The 15821-nt window shown below is 58.1% G+C and carries 14 protein-coding genes; 4 read left to right on the top strand and 10 right to left on the bottom strand.

From position 1 onward, the window contains the following. Window positions 1-311: 311 nt before the first annotated feature. The 4 genes from MLC59_RS18465 to MLC59_RS18450 form a co-directional block, all read right to left on the bottom strand. The gene (locus MLC59_RS18465) at window positions 312-1508 is read right to left on the bottom strand and encodes a serine hydrolase domain-containing protein (RefSeq protein WP_248237064.1); all 1197 of its coding nucleotides are present in this window, start codon (window positions 1506-1508) and stop codon (window positions 312-314) included. Between the two features lie 144 nt (window positions 1509-1652). Continuing rightward, window positions 1653-2279: an FMN-binding negative transcriptional regulator gene (locus MLC59_RS18460; protein WP_248237063.1), complete on the bottom strand. Its 627-nt coding sequence runs from the start codon at window positions 2277-2279 to the stop codon at window positions 1653-1655. Between the two features lie 112 nt (window positions 2280-2391). Next, window positions 2392-2802 carry a GFA family protein gene (locus tag MLC59_RS18455; protein WP_486630365.1) on the bottom strand — a complete coding sequence of 137 codons (411 nt, stop codon included), beginning with the start codon at window positions 2800-2802 and terminating at the stop codon, window positions 2392-2394. 81 nt (window positions 2803-2883) lie between these two features. Next, complete coding sequence (locus MLC59_RS18450; RefSeq protein ID WP_248237062.1) at window positions 2884-3183, bottom strand: helix-turn-helix domain-containing protein; 300 nt, start codon at window positions 3181-3183, stop codon at window positions 2884-2886. Window positions 3184-4140: 957 nt separating this feature from the next. On the opposite strand from MLC59_RS18450, the gene ltrA reads away from it, so the two are divergent. The 3 genes from ltrA to MLC59_RS18430 all read left to right on the top strand — a co-directional run bounded on the left by ltrA (window position 4141) and on the right by MLC59_RS18430 (window position 6698). Beyond that, window positions 4141-5049, top strand: coding sequence for a group II intron reverse transcriptase/maturase (gene ltrA / locus MLC59_RS18440; protein WP_248237061.1), 909 nt, complete (start codon window positions 4141-4143; stop codon window positions 5047-5049). 290 nt (window positions 5050-5339) lie between these two features. After that, on the top strand, window positions 5340-6341 hold the full coding sequence (locus tag MLC59_RS18435) for a hypothetical protein (protein WP_248237060.1): 1002 nt from the start codon (window positions 5340-5342) through the stop codon (window positions 6339-6341). A gap of 3 nt (window positions 6342-6344) precedes the next feature. Next, window positions 6345-6698, top strand: coding sequence for a hypothetical protein (locus tag MLC59_RS18430; protein ID WP_248237058.1), 354 nt, complete (start codon window positions 6345-6347; stop codon window positions 6696-6698). A gap of 102 nt (window positions 6699-6800) precedes the next feature. Here the strand turns inward: MLC59_RS18430 and prpF are convergent, their stop codons facing one another. The 5 genes from prpF to MLC59_RS18405 all read right to left on the bottom strand — a co-directional run bounded on the left by prpF (window position 6801) and on the right by MLC59_RS18405 (window position 13999). Continuing rightward, complete coding sequence (prpF, locus tag MLC59_RS18425; RefSeq protein WP_248237057.1) at window positions 6801-7979, bottom strand: 2-methylaconitate cis-trans isomerase PrpF; 1179 nt, start codon at window positions 7977-7979, stop codon at window positions 6801-6803. A 382-nt stretch (window positions 7980-8361) separates the two neighbouring features. Further along, complete coding sequence (gene acnD, locus MLC59_RS18420) at window positions 8362-10959, bottom strand: Fe/S-dependent 2-methylisocitrate dehydratase AcnD (RefSeq protein ID WP_248237055.1); 2598 nt, start codon at window positions 10957-10959, stop codon at window positions 8362-8364. 267 nt (window positions 10960-11226) lie between these two features. Then, complete coding sequence (gene prpC, locus MLC59_RS18415) at window positions 11227-12357, bottom strand: bifunctional 2-methylcitrate synthase/citrate synthase (RefSeq protein ID WP_248237050.1); 1131 nt, start codon at window positions 12355-12357, stop codon at window positions 11227-11229. A gap of 35 nt (window positions 12358-12392) precedes the next feature. After that, window positions 12393-13280, bottom strand: a complete 888-nt coding sequence (prpB, locus tag MLC59_RS18410) for a methylisocitrate lyase (RefSeq protein ID WP_248237048.1) — start codon at window positions 13278-13280, stop codon at window positions 12393-12395. Between the two features lie 38 nt (window positions 13281-13318). Continuing rightward, window positions 13319-13999 carry a GntR family transcriptional regulator gene (locus MLC59_RS18405; protein WP_248237046.1) on the bottom strand — a complete coding sequence of 227 codons (681 nt, stop codon included), beginning with the start codon at window positions 13997-13999 and terminating at the stop codon, window positions 13319-13321. Between the two features lie 310 nt (window positions 14000-14309). Here MLC59_RS18405 and galU point away from each other — a divergent pair, with 310 nt between their 5' ends. Continuing rightward, a complete protein-coding gene (gene galU, locus MLC59_RS18400) occupies window positions 14310-15158 on the top strand; it encodes a UTP--glucose-1-phosphate uridylyltransferase GalU (RefSeq protein ID WP_248237045.1) in 849 nt (282 codons plus the stop codon). Window positions 15159-15171: 13 nt separating this feature from the next. Here the strand turns inward: galU and MLC59_RS18395 are convergent, their stop codons facing one another. Continuing rightward, window positions 15172-15588, bottom strand: coding sequence for a helix-turn-helix domain-containing protein (locus tag MLC59_RS18395; protein ID WP_248237044.1), 417 nt, complete (start codon window positions 15586-15588; stop codon window positions 15172-15174). Window positions 15589-15821 lie beyond the last annotated feature (233 nt).

The raw sequence follows: 15821 nt of genomic DNA, 5'->3' as shown, positions 1-15821 counted from the left end.
ACCAAGATCAACCGCAAGAGTGTGATCGTGCTGGGCGAGGAAGGCAGGAAACAGTACAAGGTCTCGCCGGAGTTACTGAGGCCTCTGCGTGACGTGAAGTAGGTCAACTACGTCGTAGGATGAACGCTTACGTTATTGCTGAACCCGGCCACATAGTAGTCCTGGTATACAGCACGGAGTTCTTCTTTCAGTCTGTCCTTGCTCATAGTCAGCCTTTTCATCGTTGGTCAGCAATCAACCCGGCAACCTTGATCACATACCGTCAGTAAATCAAGAACTTTCCGGTGTGCCCCAGTGGTACTTCGACCTTATCATGGTTTCTCCCTGTCGATTGCTAACTGAACCTGCTTGTAAAAGGCTAACCGCTCTTCATCCTGGTTTCCCCCCTGCCGGCCCGATGCCTGCGGCCAGTTGCCATTGGACGCAATGACCAGTTGGCGCTCAGGATCAATGAAAATACCCTGGCCAAAGATACCCCGGGCCATATAGGCGCCATCGTCCAGGGTCCACCACTGGTAGCCGTAACCATACCCTTCCCGGGTGGTATCGACGCGGTTGCTGGTCGCCTCTTCAATCCAGCCCTCAGACAACACGGGCTCGCCGTCAATCAACCCACCACCGAGGATGAATAGACCCAGACGTGCAAAGTCGCGGGTGGAGGCCTGGATACAGCAGCCGCTGATCTCGTGCCCCGTGGACCCCAAAATCCAGCTGGCGTCCTGCTCCATGCCAAAGGGTTTCCAGACTTTCTCCGACAGGTAATCAGACAGGTGCTTGCCGGTGGCTGAACTCACCAGCACACCAATCAGGTTGGTCTCGCCGGTCTTGTATACCCATTTTGTGCCCGGCGGCGCCTCGGCTTCCAGTTGCCGCATGTAACTTACCGTGGCATCCACTCCAGGGTCCGGTTCATGGGCATTGAACAAGGCGACGTCGGATTGCGGGTCTGAGTAATCCTCGTTCCATTGCACCCCGGATGTCATGGTCAGCAACTGCTGGATGGTGACATTGTCGTAGGCTGACCCCTTGAGGTCCGGAATATAGTCCGACACCTTGTCTTCGAGGCTCCTGATGTAACCGTCTTTCAGGGCCGCACCCACCAGGGTGGAGGTAAAAGACTTGGCCACGGAAAAACTGGTCCAGCGCCCCTCCGGACCGAAGTCCAGGCCATAGCGCTCAAGCCGTACCTTGCCATCCTGAACGATCACCAGCGCCGCCGCCCGCTGGTTCTCCATAAAGGCGTCCACATCGGTATCCAGCTCAAGCGGCATTCCTTCAGGTAACGGATAAGGGGCATCACCTGCGAGGATCACCCGGGATTTGGAAAGGAACGGCAAACGGTCCATGGCACGGAACACCGCATCCCGCTGCTCTGTTGACCAGAACAGCACGTTGGTATCCGTCGGTAGATTCAGCACCAGCCGACGCATGTCCTTGTCGGCCATAACCCAGAACGTGCCGCACGCCAGAACGACCAAAACGATAATCGAAACAAACCATTTTTTCATAGGAGCTCTACTTCTTTTGTTTATTGTATAAGAAGCCCGGAGGGCGCGAGGAGGTCGATAAGAACACCTTGTCGCCATTTGCCGGGCTTTGCGGCGGCTCTGGAGGATCGCAGCGACGGAAAACCGTCCGACAACAGTCCATGGTTAGCTGATGAGCTTCGCCATTGCACGGCTCTGCACTCCTTCCCCGACCTCCAGGGCCGCTTTGACACCAGCCCGGTTCTTCTCTGGCTGATTCTGACTTGCTTTCAGCTTGCCCGTCAGCCTTTCAATGCTGATCTCGACGCCAACGATAGCCTGCACCAAACGTTCAGTGAAATCCGTCGGCGCATCATTCACGGACCAGGGGGCGTCCATTTGCGACTCATGTTGGTCTGTAAGCTGATGGAGATGATGCTTCAGCCAGTCTGAATCCTGGATAATCCGCGCCCTACCTTGCGCATGGACCGCCAGATAGTTCCACGTCGGGACGACCCTGCCTGTCTCTGCCTTGGTTGGGTACCAGGAGGGGGAAACGTAAGCATCTGGTCCCTGAAATACGGCGAGCACCCGCGAGGCGCTTTGAATGCGCTGCCGGACCGGGTTACTGCGGGCAAGATGACATTGCAGGTACCCAAGCGAACCGTTTGCGCCTGGGCTCAAGTAAAAAGGGACATGATTGGCTTCAATCCCGTCGTCATCGGCGACGACGAGCAACCCAAAGCTATAGTCGCGAATGTACTGCTGAAGCTTTTCTTGATCGTCTTCTTTGAAGTGATTCGGGACATACATCCTTTTATGCTCCTGAGTACAGACGGTGACCAGTTGACACGAAGCCCAGCAGCGAGCTTTGCGCAGCGAAGCGGAGAATAGGCCGTCTGTTGGGGGCCGCAAACTGGACTGGTTACACCAGCGGACTATCTTCAAGCTCGGCATAGCGAGGCAGCCCATCCGTAAATTCGTACCATTCACCCGCTGAGTTGGCGTAAATGTGGTAGCTGGGCTTGACGTCGATCGGTGTTATCAGACTACCAATTCGCAGCCGTAACGTATCAGGCTTTGAATCCAACCTACTGTAGATGGGACTGCCACATTCCCGACAAAATGCCCGTTTCTTGCCTGGCGTGGATTCGAACTCCTTTACCACCTCTTGGCCAGTAACAAAACGAAAGTGTGACACTCGAATGGGGCTGTTGGTAGCGTATGCAGAACCTTGGGCGCGGCGACACTGCGAGCAGTGGCACATTGCAATCGGTCCGAGCTCGCCACTGTATTCATATTGGACTAGGCCACACAGGCAACTTCCTTGAAGCATCAGTTCTCCTTTTCGGTATAACGCCAGTGGTAATGGGCGACAACGGAGCGCAGCGTAGTTGGCGTCCCGTTGACCACCTTGTTAACCTCTGAGTGCGAGGTCTTCCCGAATAACCTCCGGATGGCGGAAAGCAATCTCGATGAGCGCCTTTGCCGGCCCGGAAGGTTTACGTCGCCCCTGCTCCCATTCCTGCAACGTACGCGGTGAAATGTGTAGTACCTCGGCAAACTCTCGCTGGGTGAGGCCGGTCTTGCTACGCGCCTCTGCAACCTCATTTGGCTCCACACGGCTGAGTCGTGCGGCTTTGCCCGCTTTCATTTCTTTAACAGATTGGAGCAGCTTGTTACCAAGCTCCTCAGCACTCAGAGTCTCATTACTCATTTTCCAAGACCTCACGAATCGACTTCAGGATAGGCGCGGGTATGTTCTCCTTAACGGCCTTCTTGTAGATCACCAACAACCAGATCTCACCATTTGCCAATCTGGTGAAGTAGATGACTCGCACTCCACCACGCTTCCCTGAACCCGCCACCGACCATCGAACCTTCCTACATCCACCACTACCTGGAATGGGATCGCCAATTCCCGGATTAGCTGCCAACCAGGCGAAGAACGCGTTCCGCTACTCCTCAGTCCAGATTTTTCTGGCATCCGCTTCGAATGTAGGGGTTTCGATGATGGTAAACATGAAGACAAATATACGTCATTGACGGACTTTTGCAAGATGGCGAGTGAAGGGGTTAACGCCTACATTTGCGGCTGGTTTGGAGCGCAGCGGAAAACCAGTCCGCCAACATGTACTGGTGTACGCCCAGCATGGGCATGAACTAATGGGGTGAAAGTCCCCTGTAGGAAGATCATCGTTCAGTCGGTTTTACCCGATTGAACGCTAACCACTAGCGAATGGCAAGGGCCGATCCGCGAGGTTTGGTCTGGAGGAAGCCGCTAGCAAAACTGCGGGCTGATGAACAAGAACATCATACGAGGCGTAGGCTGAAGGCGAGTTGGCATCAGACGACGAAGCCACGTGATCTAACGGCCACTGTAAATGATGCAGCAGTGCAGTGACAGTGCATGCCCTTATCTGGGGCGGTCCGACGTATCGGGATCTGCTCAACAAGCGATCTGTCAATGACCAGTCAGGCCCCTGGTCGATCAAGCCTGGGCGCAGCCGTTGCCATCGGCGGTTGCGAGCGAACGAGATGGACACTGATAGCGCCTTCAGCGGTAACGTTGTGGGTGATTGAGCAGAAGTCAGCAGCGGCCATAGTAGCCAAACGCCCGTCGTAATGGTCGGGACAGGGTGAAGGGCCAAACACCGGAAATAAAGGAGGAGCCTTGACCGACTTGAACGCACGAATGCCGCCCGGCAATGACGTGACTCAGCGTACGGTCACGAAGCCAGCCTTTAGCAATGATCTATTCGAAGCTGTACTGCACCGGGCTAACCTGCAACAAGCCTGGAAGCAGGTTCGAGCCAATAAGGGAGCGGCGGGTATCGATGGCATGGCCATCGAAGAATTTCCCGCCTGGGTAAAGGCCGGCCACTGGAGTGTGGTCCAACAGTCGATTCGCTCGGACGATTATCAACCAGCGCCGGTGCGGCGGGTTGAGATCGACAAACCGGACGGTGGCAAGCGCCAGCTTGGCATCCCGACGGTGACAGACCGGGTGATTCAGCAAGCCATTGCCCAGATCCTGGTACCCCTGTTCGATCCGGGATTCTCAGCGGACAGCTACGGCTTCCGTCCGGGGCGGAACGCGCACCAGGCGGTGCGACGGGTGCAGAGCATCCTCAAGGATGGGAGACGCTTTGCGGTGGATGTGGACCTGTCGAAGTTCTTCGACCGGGTGAATCATGACCTGCTGATGACGCACTTGGGCTATAAAGTCCAGGATAAGCGTCTGCTGAACCTGATTGCCCGGTATCTGCGAGCTGGGATTATCGATAACCAGCTCTATCTGGAGAGTCGGGAAGGTGTACCTCAGGGTGGCCCTTTGTCACCCTTGCTGGCTAACATCATGCTCGACCCGCTGGATAAAGAACTGGAGCGACGGGGCTATCGGTTTACTCGCTACGCGGATGACTTCACCATTGTGGTGAACAGCCGTCGTGCGGGCGATCGGATACTGGCCAGTATCAGCCACTTCCTGGAGCACCGCCTGAAACTGACGGTCAACACGGCCAAGAGCCGGGTGGTCAGAACCAATGAAAGCCGCCAAGCCCAAGGCCCCATCCTCCTATAAGTACCCGGGCACTGCGGCTCATCACTGCCTGGGTAGCCAACCACAAGCCGCTCCACCCGGGAGGCCGCAGCCCCTACCTGCAAGATCCCGACGGATGCCCGATTTCGTATAGCGCAGCCTGTTGCTGGACCGCGGGCGGTATGGAATACTTTCCTTCACTCGTGGAGTGGGCGCACGACGTTGCCCCTCGTTCGATAAAGAACACACGAGGTAAGGAAGCTCCTGCAATCCCCATGAACACTGGTTTGTTGAGGAGGGGCAATTTCAAGGACAGATACAGGAACCGCACCATGACAGATATCGTCATTCCCCGACATTCGTCCACCCTTTCCGATTTTTGTGAGCCCTCAGCCTCTCTCGATGACTATGCAAGAGCTCGCCGGGTCATGTTCGGGTGCCAGTCAGTTGCCAAAGATTATGCCTATTGCCTGGCGGTTGACCCTGATCCGCAGGATATGGCGATTAGCAACCTGCTTAACAGCCTCCCCGAGAAGTCCAGGCAGCGCCTCGGTTGTTGTGTCGACCAGCATGGTCAGAACACAGTCCGCCTGGCGCTATTTATTGACTGGGTTCAAAGCCAGTTGAATCCAGTCAATGCCAGCACGAGCAACTCAGTCGCTGGTATGGGTGCCACCGTGCTTGGCGCAAGGACAGACAGCTTTATGAACGCGCTCAGCCAATATCAGGGTGCGCTCGTTAAGCTGAATAACTTCACACGCGTGGGACGAGGCCCTTCCCGGACAAAAGCCGAACTCAGGCAAAACGTTCGCTCAGCTTACGAGCGTCTAAATCGGTATTTCCAGCAGGAACTGCGCCGACTGGCACCCCGTTCCGACTTTGGCCTAAACAAAGGCAGCGCGATCACGGGAGCTGACAGGGGCGTCAGATTGGCTGAGAGACATAAGGGACGCGGTATCCATGTGGCGGACATGAATGAGGGACGGGCTGTCAGTCGCTTTTCTCAAGGCCTGCAATATGCCGGGCGAGGCATCATAGTGGCGGATGTTGGTTTGCGTGCGAACGCCGTATACCAAAGCTATCGGAATGAAGATGAGTGGGAACGTGAACTGGTCGCGCAAACGGGCGGACTCGCTGGAGCTACCTCAGCAGGTTTCGTCACTGGTAAGACCGTTGCGATGGCCATGGCACGAGTCGCGCTGGCACCCACACCCTGGGGATGGGGCTTGATGATCGGTTCCGCCGTTGCTATCGGAGCCTATGCGGCTTATCAAGCAGACGAACGTGGACAAAACCTATTCGGAAAAATCTACGACTACTTTACAGGTGACTGACGGGTGGACGGAGAGCTTATCTTTGCATTCGTTTTCGCCGGCTGTCTGCTGACGGTGATGGTTTCCTGGCTGGTATTCGGCCGGTTGTCCATGGCGAAGATCGAGAAAGCGATCATGGCGGAAGGCAAGCCTCGGCCCTGCCCCTGGGACGGCGTCGGAGGCCGGTTGGTCTGGTACGCATACGCTGTCGCGTTACCCGAGTCCTTTTTTAACGAGGTAGACAATCGACAACTCAATACCTCAGATGTAAAACGGTATACAACAAGGGCTGACCAGCTCCGGGCATGGGTGTTTATGATTGCCGGGCATGGCTTTGTATTGCTTGTATTTGCCGCTGTCGTCTTTGATTTCGGATAACCGGACGGGACCGGCTCGTGAAGACAAAAAAGCCGCCATGCCCAAGGGCATTGGCGGCAATCAGTCAGGAGACCAATCCTGATTCGAGTCTGATCAGGATGCCTAGAATGAATCCCCTGGCACCCTCACCCAACCTTCCATAAGCACCCGGGCACTACGACTCATCACCGCCTTGGTCGCCGTCCACTGCCCGTTCACTTGGGAGGCCTCAGCCCCCACCTGCAAGGTCCCGGACGGGTGTCCAAAGGTGACGGAGGTGCGGTCCCCGCCCCCGGCCGCCAGGTTCACCAGCGTGCCGGGTACCGCAGCGGCCGTTGCAATAGCCACCGCAGCGGTGCCCATCATGGCGTGGTGCAGTTTGCCCATGGACAGGGCGCGGACCAGTACATCAACATCGCCGGCCTTGATATCTTTACCTGATGAGCTGACGTAATCCTTTGGCGGCGCTACAAAAGCTACCTTGGGCGTGTGGCCACGGTTTGCGGCTTCCTCCGGGGTCTTTATCAGCCCCATCTTCACCGCGCCGTGGGCACGGATCAGTTCGAAACGGGCCAGGGCTTCCGGGTCGCCGTTGATGGCCGGCTGCAGCTCGGTGCCTTCGTACCCGATGTCTTCGGCATTAACGAAGATGGTGGGGATGCCGGCATTGATCATGGTGGCCTTGAGGGTGCCCACGCCGGGCACTTCCAGGTCGTCCACGACATTGCCTGTGGGGAACATGGCGCCCTCACCGTCGGCCGGGTCCATGAATTCCACGGCGACTTCTGCCGCCGGGAAGGTCACGCCATCCAGCTCGAAGTCACCGGTTTCCTGCACTTCGCCGTTGGTCATGGGCACCTTGGCGACAATGGTCTTGCCGATGTTGGCCTGCCAGATGCGAACCGTGGCGATGCCGTTGTCCGGTACCCGGCTCTTGTCCACCAGGCCGTTGGTGATGGCGAAGGGCCCCACCGCCGCGGACAGGTTGCCGCAGTTACCGCTCCAGTCCACGAAGGCCTTGTCGATGCCCACCTGGCCAAAGAGGTAGTCCACGTCGTGGTCTTCGCTCTGGCTTTTGGCCAGCAGCACCGTCTTGCTAGTGCTGGAGGTGGCGCCGCCCATGCCGTCGATCTGTTTTTCGTAGGGATCGGGGCTGCCGATGACGCGCATCAGCAGCTTGTCACGGGCTTCACCGGGTTGCTGGCAGCGTTCGGGCAGGTCTTCGATGTTGAAGAACACGCCCTTGCTGGTGCCGCCACGCATGTAGGTGGCGGGGATTTTTACTTGGGGTACTGTGCTCACTTTCGGGTAACCCTCTTGAAGATTTTGTTAGCCACGGAATCGAACGCCCTTCGACAGGCTCAGGGCGAACGGAAAGATAAGATGAAATTATTTCTTAGCCACCAAACCCACGGAAGAGCACGAAAAGCACTCAAAAAAATCAAAAAGCACTAAATCAAGAATAACGAGATATTCTTGGCCGTTAATTTTTCGTGTTCTTTCGTAATTTTCGTGGCAAGTGGCTTTGTCTTTATCTTTTCTTTCCGCTCGCCCTGAGCCTGTCGAAGGGCCGTGCTTTCCGTGATTTCCGTGGCAAATAGCGTTGTCTTTATCTTTTCCTTCCGTTCGCCCTGAGCCTGTCGAAGGGCCGCGTATCCCGTGGCCCATCCATTATTTTTGATCGTCAGGCTGCGCTGGTGGATTCCAGGAAGTCCTGGGCGAAGCGCTGCAGCACACCGCCGGCCTTGTAGATTTCCACCTCTTCCGCAGTATCCAGGCGGCAGATGACCGCGACGTGCTCGGTGCTGCCGTTCTTGCGGTGAATGACCAGGGTCAGTTCCGCGCCCGGTGCGGCGGTGCCTTCCACGTCGTAGGTTTCCGTACCGTCCAGTGCCAGGGTGTTGCGGGTGGTGCCTTCCTCGAACTGCAGGGGCATTACACCCATGCCGATGAGGTTGGTCCGGTGGATACGCTCGAAACCTTCCGCCACAATGGCTTCAACGCCCGCCAGCGCCACGCCCTTGGCGGCCCAGTCACGGGAAGAGCCCTGGCCGTAGTCGGCGCCCGCGATAATGATCAGCGGCTGCTTGCGCTCCATGTAGGTTTCGATGGCTTCCCACATGCGAGTGGCCTTGCCTTCCGGCTCGATGCGGGCCAGCGAGCCCTGCTTCACGTTGCCCTGCTCGTCCCTCACCATTTCGTTGAACAGTTTCGGGTTGGCGAAGGTGGCACGCTGGGCGGTCAGGTGGTCGCCCCGGTGGGTGGCGTAGGAGTTGAAGTCCTCCTCCGGCAGGCCCATCTTGTGCAGGTATTCACCGGCGGCGCTGTCCATCAGGATCGCATTGGACGGCGACAGGTGGTCGGTGGTGATGTTGTCTGGCAGGATCGCCAGCGGACGCATGCCCTTGAGGGACTTCTCCCCCACCATGCCACCTTCCCAGTACGGCGGACGGCGGATGTAGGTGCTCTGGGGCCGCCACTCGTACAGCGGGCTGACCAGGTTACGGGCATCCTTCGACACGTCGAACATGGGAATGTAGGTCTGGCGGAACTGTTCCGGCTTCACCGCCGTCTTGACGATGGCGTCGATTTCTTCGTCGCTGGGCCAGATGTCCTTCAGGGTGATGGGGTTGCCGTCCTTGTCGTACCCCAGGGCGTCCTTCTCGATATCAAAGCGGATGGTACCGGCGATGGCATAGGCCACGACCAGCGGCGGCGAGGCCAGGAAGGCCTGCTTGGCGTAGGGGTGGATACGGCCATCGAAGTTACGGTTACCAGACAGCACCGCTGTGGAGTACAGGTCGCGGTCGATGATTTCCTGCTGGATTTTCGGGTCCAGGGCGCCGCTCATGCCGTTACAGGTGGTGCAGGCAAACGCCACCACGCCGAAGCCCAGGTTTTCCAGCTCCGGCAGCAGGCTGGCTTCTTCCAGGTACATCTTGACGGTCTTGGAGCCCGGCGCCAGGGAGGACTTCACCCATGGCTTGCGGGTCAGGCCCAGCTTGTTGGCGTTCCGGGCGATCAGGCCGGCTGCCACCATGTTGCGGGGGTTACTGGTGTTGGTGCAGCTGGTGATGGCCGCGATGATGACCGCGCCGTCCGGCATCTTGCCTTCTTCCTGCTCCCATTCACCGGCAATGCCGCGCTTGGCCAGCTCGCTGGTGGGCAGGTGGGCGTGCGGGTTGGACGGGCCCGCCAGGGTGCGCTCGACCTTGCTCAGGTCAAACGTCAGTACCCGCTCATACTCGGCGGATTTCAGGTCATCGGCCCACAGGCCGGTGTGTTTCGCGTACTTCTCGACCAGGGCCACCTGCTCGTCTTCACGACCGGTGAGCTTGAGGTAGTCGATGGTCTGGCCGTCAATGTAGAACATGGCGGCGGTGGCGCCGTATTCCGGGGTCATGTTGGAAATGGTGGCACGGTCGCCCACGGTCAGGCTGTCGGCACCTTCGCCATAGAACTCCAGGTAGGCACCAACTACCCGCTCCTTGCGCAGGAACTCGGTGATCGCCAGCACCATGTCCGTACCGGTGATGCCCGGGCGCAGCTTGCCCTTGAGCTCCACACCCACGATGTCCGGCAGGCGCATCATGGAGGCGCGGCCGAGCATCACGCTCTCGGCTTCCAGGCCACCCACACCCACGGAGATCACGCCCAGTGCGTCCACCATGGGGGTATGGCTGTCGGTACCCACGCAGGTGTCCGGGAAGGCCACGCCATCACGTACCTGCACGACCGGGGACATCTTTTCCAGGTTGATCTGGTGCATGATGCCGTTACCCGGCGGGATTACGTCCACGTTCTCGAAGGCGGTCTTGGTCCAGTTGATGAAGTGGAAGCGATCGTCGTTACGGCGGTTCTCGATCTCACGGTTCTTCTCGAAGGCATCCTTCTCGAAGCCGGCGTGTTCAACGGCCAGGGAGTGGTCAACGATCAGCTGTGTCGGCACCACCGGGTTAACCTTGGCTGGGTCGCCGCCCTTCTCTGCGATAGCATCCCGCAGGCCGGCCAGGTCCACCAGGGCGGTCTGGCCCAGAATGTCATGGCACACCACGCGGGCCGGGTACCAGGGAAAGTCCAGGTCCCGCTTGCGTTCGATCAGCTGCTTCAGCGAGTCAGTCAGCGCCGCCGGGTCGCAACGGCGAACCAGCTGCTCTGCCAGGATACGGGAGGTGTAGGGCAGCTTGGCCCAGGCGCCGGGCTGGATGTCTTCCACCGCCTGGCGGGTGTCGAAATAGTCCAGGTCTGAGCCTGGGAGGTTCTTGCGATATTGGGTGTTCATTGGGGGGCTCTCTGAAAAGACTTTTTGGCCACGGAATCCACGGCCCTTCGACAGGCTCAGGGCGAGCGGAAAGGAAAAAACAAAATGATTTTTCTAGCCACCAAACCCACGAAAGAACACGAAAGTAAAAACGAAGAGATATTTATAGCCGTTAGTTTTTCGTGTTCTTTAGTGGTTTTCGTGGCAAATAGCTTTGTCTTTATCTTTTCGTTCCGCTCGCCCTGAGCCTGTCGAAGGGCCGTGGATTCCGTGGCTAAAACAGATTTCTTATGGGCGCTCGTCGATGGGCACCCACTTGGCGTCCGCCGGGCCGGTGTAGTCGGCACTGGGGCGGATAATCCGGTTGTTGGCGCGCTGTTCTTTCACGTGGGCCGTCCAGCCGGATACCCGGGACATCACGAAGATGGGGGTAAACAGCTCGGTGGGGATGCCCATGAAGTGATAGGCAGACGCATGGAAGAAGTCAGCGTTACAGAACAGCTTCTTCTCCCGCCACATGACTTCCTCGCAGCGCACGGATACCGGGTACAGCACGGTGTCGCCCACTTCGTCCGCCAGCTCCTTCGACCACTGTTTGATGATCGCGTTGCGGGGATCGGATTCCTTGTAGATGGCGTGACCGAAGCCCATGATCTTTTCCTTGCGCTCCAGCATACCCATCAGGCCCTCTTCGGCCTCATCCGGGGTCTGGAACTTCTGGATCAGCTCCATGGCGGCCTCGTTGGCACCGCCGTGCAGCGGACCACGCAGGGAGCCGATGGCGCCGGTAACACAGCTGTGAATATCAGACAGGGTCGACGCACACACACGGGCCGTGAAGGTGGAGGCGTTGAACTCGTGCTCTGCATACAGGATCAGGGAAACGTTCATCACCCGCTCGTGCAGCTCGCTGGGCTTCTTGCCGTGGAGCAGCTCCAGGAAGTGGCCACCGATGGAGTCCACGTCGCTCTCGGTCTCGATACGCACGCCTTCGTGGGCGAAGCGGTACCAGTAAGTGATGATGGACGGGAACACCGCCAGCATGCGGTCGATCTTGTCGTCCTGCTCGGAGAAGTCCTGCTCGGTTTCCAGATTGCCCAGCATGGAACAGCCGGTACGCATGACGTCCATCGGGTGGGCGTCTTTGGGGATCTGTTCCAGCACGGTCTTCAGGGCGTCCGGCAGGCCACGCAGGCTTTGCAGCTTTTTCGTGTACTCGTCCAGCTCCTTGCGGTTGGGCAGTTTGCCACGCAGCAGCAGGTACGCGATTTCCTCGAACTGGGCTTTCTCCGCCAGGTCGGCAATGTCGTAGCCACGGTAAGTCAGTCCGGCACCGGACTTGCCCACGGTACACAGGGCGGTTTCACCAGCGACCTGCCCGCGCAGGCCGGCACCACCGAGTTTCTTTGCTTCAGCCATGAGTCATCTCCCTCACATCTCTTGTTGGATTCGGTTCAGTTCTTTTTCTGGGCGAAGAGCTCGTCCAGTTTCTGTTCGAAGTCGTGGTAGTTCAGGAAGTCGTAGAGTTCGGCACGGGTCTGCATGCTGTCCACCACGTCTTTCTGGTCGCCCTTCTCCAGGATATTTTCATACACCATCAGCGCTGCCTTGTTCATGGCGCGGAAGGCACTGAGGGGATAGAGCACCATACCGGCGCCGGCTTCTGCAAGCTCGCTCTTGTTATAAAGCGGCGTCGCACCGAACTCGGTGATATTGGCGAGCAGGGGCGCATCAATGGCGTCGGCGAAGGCCTGGTAGTCCGACAGCTCGTGCACGGCTTCGGCGAAGATACCGTCGGCACCGGCTTCAATACAGGCCCTGGCGCGGTCAATGGCGGCATCCAGTCCTTCCTTCTGGAAGGCGTCGGTGCGGGCCATGATAAAGAAGTCCTTGTCCTGGCGGGCGTCAGCAGCCGCCTTGATGCGATCCACCATTTCTTCCCTGGAGACAATTTCCTTGTTGGGGCGATGGCCGCAACGCTTCTGGGCAACCTGGTCCTCAATGTGGACGGCGGCAACACCGGCGCGCTCCATCTCACGAATGGTGCGGGCAATGTTGAAGGCACCACCCCAGCCAGTATCGATGTCGACCAGCAGCGGGAGATCCGTAGCAGCAGTAATCCGACGGGCGTCTTCCACCACGTCGTTCATGGTGGTCATGCCCAGGTCCGGCAGGCCGAACGAGGCGTTGGCTACGCCACCTCCAGACAGGTAAATGGCCTGGTGCCCTACCCGCTCCGCCATCATTGCGGAATAGGCATTGATGGTGCCGACGATCTGCAGCGGCTTGTTCTCTTTCAGCGCCTTGCGGAAGCGGGCGCCCGGGCTCAGTTGCTGTGACATGGGGATTTCCTTCTTGTTCATGGATGTCGGGTTCGGGATCAGAACGAGATCTCGCCCTGTTCAATCTTGCGTTCGATATTCTGTCGGGCAGCGTTGATGTGGCGTTTCATCAGGAACTCCGCCAACTCGCCATCCCTCTGGGCAATGGCCTCCACGATGCGTCGATGTTCACCCAGTGCCCGGTGTGGCCGGCCGCTGGAGGTACTCAGCCGATAACGATACATGCGCACCATGTAGTAAAGATCACCCAACAGCATTTGCGCGAGCTTGGTGTTGCGGCTGCCGGTGGCGATGCGGTGGTGAAAGTCGTAATCGCCTTCAGCCTGGTAGTAGGCCTGGCCGCGGGCTTCCTCAATCATGGTTTCGTGGCTGTCGAGGGTCGCTTGCAGGTCTGCGATTTCCTGGTCCGTCATCCGCTCTGCCGCCTGGCGAGCCGCCAGCCCTTCCATCACTTCACGAATGCGGTACAGCTCCAGCAACTCGGCGGCACTGACAGACACCACCCGGACACCCGCGTGGGGACGACGAACGAGCAGGCCCCGGGATTCCAGCCGGCCGAGGGCTTCACGCACCGGGCCGCGGGTCAGATTGAAACGCTCGCACAGGTCCAGTTCACCGATTTTTTCACCGGGGGCCAGTTCGCCTTTTACGATGGCCGTTTGCAGACAATCGAAGGCTTCATCGGCGCGAGTCTGAGTGATTGTTACGGGAGCGTTCATGGCGTTTGTCAACAATATTAAAAGCAACAACCGGAAATTTACGCCGCTCCTTTCATATTGTCAACAATCCAAGAAATTGAGCCCCCTTTCATTGTTAACATTCGACAGGTGCACCAATTCAGTGCGCCTATGCAATATCGGGCGCCGTGAAAAACCGTAAACCACACGCAAACTCCCAGTGTTTCCCTTTATGGCGGTACCTTGGTTACACTTGGCATGCTTTCTGATTGCCAGATTACCAAGCGTTCCGGAGGCGCCAGACCCGTGATGGCGATCCCAATCAGGAATACCACACAAAAGGACGATATTGATGATCAAGAAATGCCTGTTCCCCGTTGCCGGCTACGGCACCCGCTTTCTTCCGGCCACCAAGGCCATGCCCAAGGAGATTCTCCCCGTTGTTAACAAACCCCTGGTGCAGTATGGGGTAGAGGAAGCGTCCGAGGCCGGAATGAACGAATTCGGCTTTGTGACCGGTCGGGGTAAACGGGCCATCGAGGATCACTTCGACATCAGTTACGAGCTGGAGCACCAGATTGCCGGTACCGGCAAGGAAGACCTGCTCACGTCTATCCGTGACCTGATCAACAACAATAGCTTTGCCTTTACCCGCCAGAATGAAATGAAGGGGCTGGGCCACGCCATTCTCACCGGCCGCAACCTGATGGGTGACAACCCGTTTGCCGTGGTACTGGCGGATGACTTCTGCGTGGTGCCCGAAGGCGAAGACGGCGTACTGGCCCAGATGGCCAAGCTGTACAAGCAGTTCCGCTGCTCCATCGTGGCCATTGAGGAAGTACCCGAGGACGAGACCCACAAGTACGGTGTCATTGCCGGCGAGCCCATGAAGGATGGCCTGTACCGCATCACTGACATGGTCGAGAAACCCTCACCGGACAAGGCGCCGTCCAACCTGGCGATTATCGGCCGCTACATCCTGACCCCGGACATCTTCGAGATCATCGAGAACACCAAGCCGGGCAAGAACGGCGAAGTCCAGATCACCGATGCCCTGCTGGAACAGGCGAAGAACGGCTGCGTGCTGGCCTACCAGTTCAAGGGCAAGCGTTTTGACTGTGGTTCCATCGAAGGGTTTGTAGAGGCCACCAACTACGTCTACGAGAACATCTACAAGAAGAACCGGGACAAGAAGAAGTAAGGACCAGGTCGCCTCAGCGACTCAGTAACTGCAGGATCATGCGCCGGTTTTCTTCTGTACTCTTGCGGAACCGGCGCAGCAATTCCGCTTCCTCTTCATTGGGTTGGACCCGTTGCACCTGTCGCTCCAGTTCTTCCAGGGCCCCGGCGAGCTCATCACTGTTGGAAAACGCCAGCCCCGGCAGCTCCAGTTGCCCGGGGTCGTCGAGTTCTGACGTATCCAGCAGGGACTCCAGCGGCACTGACAGGTGGCGGCATACGTCGATGAGCTCATCCACCGCCGGGTACAGCCGTTGGCGGGCATCTGCCTGCTCCCAGCGGGTAACGATATCCGGAGTCACACCCAGCAGTTCCGCCAGGTCCCGGCGGGACAACTGACGTTCCTCACGGGCGTCCTGCAGGCTCTGCCAGAATGTTTCCAGGTAACGCATGGGATGACTCCTGCCAACTGCGGGCTGTTTTTCGGGGGACACCCCGGAACCGGTACCCCGGGGCCTTCCCTACTGTATCTGTAAAGGGGCATTTTCGCGACAGCTTCGATGGGTGGGCTCTGCTAGTGTCCCGTTTGGTTCATTCGCTGATCTACTGAGCCACTGAGAGCCTTGATAGCCGCGTTGCGCTGACTCGATTTGGAACCACCAAACCTTCGCCACCGCGCCTAGCT

Origin of the sequence: Marinobacter bryozoorum (genome assembly GCF_023156245.1) — a bacterium.
In the GTDB taxonomy this organism is placed as follows: Bacteria; Pseudomonadota; Gammaproteobacteria; order Pseudomonadales; family Oleiphilaceae; genus Marinobacter; species Marinobacter bryozoorum.
Note: the sequence above shows the minus strand (reverse complement) of the source record. Positions and strands in the feature narration are given on the sequence as shown.